Below are 5,083 nucleotides of genomic sequence, written 5' to 3'. Positions count from 1 at the left end.
GTACACGACAAACAGGGGGACTAATTATAAATTCATAAAATTGAAAGAAGATTGTAGCGTGGTATATTCAATAAAAAATTGGCGAAAAAATTTGCCAATAAAGACAATAAAAGCAGCTATAAAAGCAACTAATAATAATTTAGAAATAAACTCAAAATGGTATAAAAATTTTAATACTAAAGAATATCTTTCAAGACCTTGCAATTTAAAAGTTTTACAAAACTTAATAAAGCTAAATAAAGTTTAATTAATTTTCACATAAATTAATTAAAATCCTATAGATTATTAAAGAATTTTAAATTGAAAACTCAGATGTACTAAACCAGCCCATAACAGCGTATATAGTTTATGGCGGATTTTTTACCAAGCTCGAAGTTTTGTATATTTTTAGGAAATGAATTTATAAACTGAAACTAATAGCATATTTGCCCGCCACAAACCATATACGCAAACCGTTGTGTGTAATGCAAAAAAAATCCTACTAATAAGGAAATCCGTAACAGAAATTTAATTAATAGCATTTTATTTGCTAACCGCTGAGAACGAAAATTGAATTAAACCAAATTTTTATGAAAACAAAATTAACGCTGATTACATTATTATTTTTGAGTTTTAATATTTATGCTCAAGAATTTAGCTCAAAACCATTTACAGTTGCGCAAAATTGGATGGAAAAAAGCCTTTCCCAATCTGATATTAAAAAAGCTGTCCCATCTGATTATGAATTAGTTTCAGAAGACACTAAAATGCTAATATTTGAAAAAACTCTTTCTTCCAGAATTTATGACATCAAAGTACTTTATGATAACGGAAAAATATCGAGCGTAATTTTCTCTATGCACTCTGACAAAGTTTGGAACTTTATGGGCGAAATTGACGAATTAAAATATAAGAATATGGATAACGGATTTAAACGCGGAGCAATCGAATCGGAATCTTATAATAATTCAAGCAAACCTTTTATTATAGTTTGGGTAACTAATGACAATAAAAGAACGGCAACTGGATTTGTAAATAGAAAATAAATTGTGCGGAAAGCACTACACACAACACCGTATAAAAATAATAGGGCAATTAGTGCTTAACCCAATAATAAAGGCACTTTTGCGAGGTCGCCAAATTTTTATATTTGGCTTATTGAAAAAAAAATAATAAGAAAAATTTAAAAATTCGGCTTGTGTTCAACCGAATGGTAGTCGCTGTTTTTCCGCCCTACTATTCTTATACAAATCCGTTGTGCTTAATGCAGAAAAAACCAAACTGACTTGATATTTAGACCTTTGAAATACGAAAAATACGCTGACAAAATTTGTCAAAAGCTGACTGAATTTCAAAACAATTTCAGAAAGCATTATGATACTGAAAATTATGAAAATTGGTTTTATAATCAATCCAGCGAAACATTAAGATTGTATAGTAATGACAAAGAAATTTATTTCAAATATATTCCTGTTGGCACATTCTCGCTGAATACAAATAGTTGGCTATGGGCTTGGGCAAATGAAGATTCTGTTGAACCGAGAAAATTAAGAACTTTAAAAATCAAAGAGTTCGGAGAAAAGAAAAATTATGAAAAACTAACCAATCCTCACTTTGACGGAGATAAATTTACAGGTTGGGAATTGACATCAATTGCTTTCGATATAATTGGAGGAATTGGAACTTACCGAGTGATTTCTGACCATTTAGAAAAGTATCTTCTTCTGACTGAACAAATAACGAAAGAAGAAGCCGAAAAAATTGAGAGTGAATTAATTGAATGTAGTGTTCACGGAAAAATAAGAAAAGCATTTATTTGCCAACATTTGAATACGGAACAAAAAACTGGATTTGAAGAGGCTTTTGAAACTTATCGTGGAATGGAATTGGACGAAGAAGATGATTTCCAAGCTTGGTGTTCTGAATGCGAAAAAGAGCGTCTTAAAACAGATGGTTGGAATGATGAATCTATGGAGTTCGCAAAAATAAAATTAGTGTGTGAAAGATGTTACTTTGAGATTAAGGAATCGAATTAAACTGGAGAAAGCACTAAGCACAACAACGTATATAGCTCATAGCTAGGTATTTGCTTAATCGAAGTTAAGGTATATTTGCGAGCCCGCCAAATTTTTAAATTTACTGTCGTTTTTATTTACTAAATTGGTAGCAGTAGTCCTTCGGTGGGCTTATTAGTAAAAAAAGATAATAAGAAAAATTTAAAAATTCGGCTCGTGCTTATCCGAAAGTAATTGTTTAATTTGCGCGCTACGAGCCATATACAGAGACGTTATGCCTCATTTTAGGACGACACAACAAACAAACAAAATTAAGAATGAAAAAAGCTATAATAATTGGGGCGACGTCTGGAATCGGTAAAGGACTTGCAAAACTTTTGGTAGACAATAATTATAAAATTGGCTTGACAGGAAGACGTATTGAATTGCTTAATGAATTGAAAAGCGAGAATTTAAATTTTTATATAAAATCAATTGACATCAATGACACAAACATTGTTGGACAGAAATTAGATGAATTAACTAAAGAGCTTGGTGGACTTGATTTATTAATTATTAGTTCGGGCATTGGCGACTTAAATGAAAACCTAGACTTTGAAATAGAAAAGCGGACAATAGAAACGAATGTATTAGGTTTTACTTGTGTTGCAGATTGGACTTTTAACTATTTTGAAAACCAAAAATCAGGACATTTAGTTGCAATAAGTTCTATTGGCGGACTTCGAGGCAGTAGACAAGCTCCTGCATACAATGCAACAAAAGCCTATCAAATAAATTATTTAGAAGGACTAAGGCAAAAAGCATCAAAACTTAAAGAGCCAGTTTTTGTAACAGACATTAGACCGGGACTAGTTGATACAGCAATGGCCAAAGGTGAAGGATTGTTTTGGGTAATGCCAGTTGAAAAAACAGTTAGACAAATTTTCAAAGCAATTATGAGCAAAAAGAAAGTTGCGTTCGTTACAAAACGCTGGCTATTAATTGCGACAATATTGAAACTAATACCAATACCAATTTATGACCGAATGTAACGAAACAAAAGAACAAAGAAGACATAGCCGTATTTACAATAAATTGGCTGTTCAATGGTTAAATGAAGCTTTGTGCTTCGTATCAAGTACATTAGTGGCAGACAGTTTAGTGCTTCAAAATCGCAGACTTCTTGTAATTTCAAAAAGTTTTACTACATTCAAATCAAGAATGAAGAAACTACTAATTTTAATTTCAATTTTAATTGCTCAAAATACGTTTGCTCAAAAAACGGTTGAAGATTTTGGATATACACATCACCAAATAGATTTTCAATCGGACAAAGTTGACTTTATTGTAAAATCAAAAAAGGGAGAAGAAAATATAAAGAAGCCGATTTTAATTTTCATACAAGGTTCTTTAGCAAAACCCTTAATAAAATATACCGACAAAGGAAACCACTTTTCACCATTTTCATTTAGCACAGAAATTTTTACAGAAGAATTTCACCTAATCAGTATAAATAAACCTGGTGTGCCTTTAATCATAAATAAATCCGAACTCGCAGATAACGGAGAATTTAGAGATAGTAAAAGCAACTTGCCACCAAAAAATTATACTGAAAAGGCAAACTTGGACTTCTACACCGAAAGAAATAATACAATAATTGAATATTTGATAAAACAACCTTGGACTGATACCAACAAAATTGTAATTGCAGGACATTCCGAAGGTTCTTCCGTAGCGGTTAAAATGGCTATTACTAACAGAAATGTTACCCATTTAATTTACTCGGGCGGTACACCATATTATTCGAGAATACTCTCAATAATAACGCAAGATAGGAAACTCGAAAACGAGAATACCAGTTGGGTAAAAAAAGACTTCGACTATTGGAAAAGCGTCAATGATAAACCATTCGAAACTTCAAGAGAACATGGATATAATGCAAATAAAGGAACTTATTCATTTTCAAAAAGCCTAAACGAAGACTTTAAAAGATTGACAATTCCTGTTTTAATTTCTTATGGGACAAAAGACGCGGCCTGCCCCTTTAATGACTTATTAAGAGTGGAGATGATTCAAGAAAACAAAACTAATATTGACTTTGAATCCTACTTAAACAGAGAACATAACTATTTTGAAATCACGGAAAACGGTCAAATAAACTATGAAAAGTTTGGTTGGGATTTAGTAGGAAAGGCTTGGCTAAAATGGATAAACGAGAAATAAAAAACGAGGCATAACAACAGCTATAAGCAATAGCTAGGGTTTGGGCTGAAACGAAAAGTTCGGTATTTATTTGCTAAGTTTGTAACTGAAAACAAAACCGAATGGCTTATTTGCACGCTACTGCGTATAGCCAGACCGTTGGCAGTAAGCTAAAATGAACGAAACGCATAAAAAACAAATTCGGAATCATTCGATAATTATTTTAATTGGAATTTTAATTATCATAGTATTTGGAAATGAAACTTCTTGGTTGAGATATTTTAACATTTTAGCTATCTTAATAATATTGAGAAGTTTAATTTGGTTTATTTCTAACTCTGAAGAACTATTATTTTACATTTTTCCAACAAAAACAATTCGTGAGAAAAAACAAAAACTAAAAGATAAAATTTGGAGTCATATATCAATGGTTTTATTTTTTTCTGGATTGGTCTTTTTAATATTTCAAATGAGCAATATTGAGAATATAATTGAGGAATCGAGTTTTTGGAAAAATTTTGGCTTTTTAGGATTTAGTTTCAGTTTAGTTTGCTTGTTTTTCCTTTATAAATTTCAACCTTCTGTATTTAGTGAAAGTGGAAGGAGATATTCTGTGATTTTTGGTTTTGTTTTAGGCTTAACTGGATTGACCATTTCCACTACAAGTTTTCTGAATAAAAAAAATGCCGAAAAAGAAATCGTCCAATCTGAATTTACTATTGACCGAAAAAGTACTGGTGGAAAAAAGAATAGGTCACATTGGATTTTTATTAAAATAAAAGAATCTGACAGACGATTTGAAATAAAACCAAACTTGTGGAATAAATTAAACGTTGGAGATAGAGTTTTATTAGAATTACAGAAAGGACATTTTGAATACGACTTTGTGAATGAAATAAAGCCTACTG

Annotated in this window: 6 protein-coding genes; all 6 read left to right on the top strand. The window is 31.2% G+C overall.

The annotated features are described in order from the left end of the window. On the top strand, window positions 1-247 hold a 247-nt coding region (locus PGOND44_RS15650), incomplete at its 5' end, for a hypothetical protein (RefSeq protein WP_236612011.1). A gap of 322 nt (window positions 248-569) precedes the next feature. Then, window positions 570-1,025, top strand: coding sequence for a hypothetical protein (locus tag PGOND44_RS14630; RefSeq protein WP_003445541.1), 456 nt, complete (start codon window positions 570-572; stop codon window positions 1,023-1,025). A gap of 255 nt (window positions 1,026-1,280) precedes the next feature. Beyond that, window positions 1,281-2,015: a DUF6882 domain-containing protein gene (locus PGOND44_RS14625; RefSeq protein ID WP_155943860.1), complete on the top strand. Its 735-nt coding sequence runs from the start codon at window positions 1,281-1,283 to the stop codon at window positions 2,013-2,015. 296 nt (window positions 2,016-2,311) lie between these two features. Then, the gene (locus tag PGOND44_RS14620) at window positions 2,312-3,025 is read left to right on the top strand and encodes an SDR family NAD(P)-dependent oxidoreductase (RefSeq protein WP_003445538.1); all 714 of its coding nucleotides are present in this window, start codon (window positions 2,312-2,314) and stop codon (window positions 3,023-3,025) included. 169 nt (window positions 3,026-3,194) lie between these two features. After that, entirely contained in the window at window positions 3,195-4,196 is a 1,002-nt protein-coding gene (locus PGOND44_RS14615; protein ID WP_155943859.1) for an alpha/beta hydrolase family protein, read from the top strand. Window positions 4,197-4,644: 448 nt separating this feature from the next. Beyond that, window positions 4,645-5,083: hypothetical protein (locus PGOND44_RS15645; protein WP_155943858.1), on the top strand; the 439-nt coding region annotated here is incomplete at its 3' end.

The sequence above is a fragment of the Psychroflexus gondwanensis ACAM 44 genome, assembly GCF_000355905.1.
Classification (GTDB): Bacteria; Bacteroidota; Bacteroidia; order Flavobacteriales; family Flavobacteriaceae; genus Psychroflexus; species Psychroflexus gondwanensis.
This window is presented reverse-complemented; position numbering and strand designations above follow the sequence as displayed.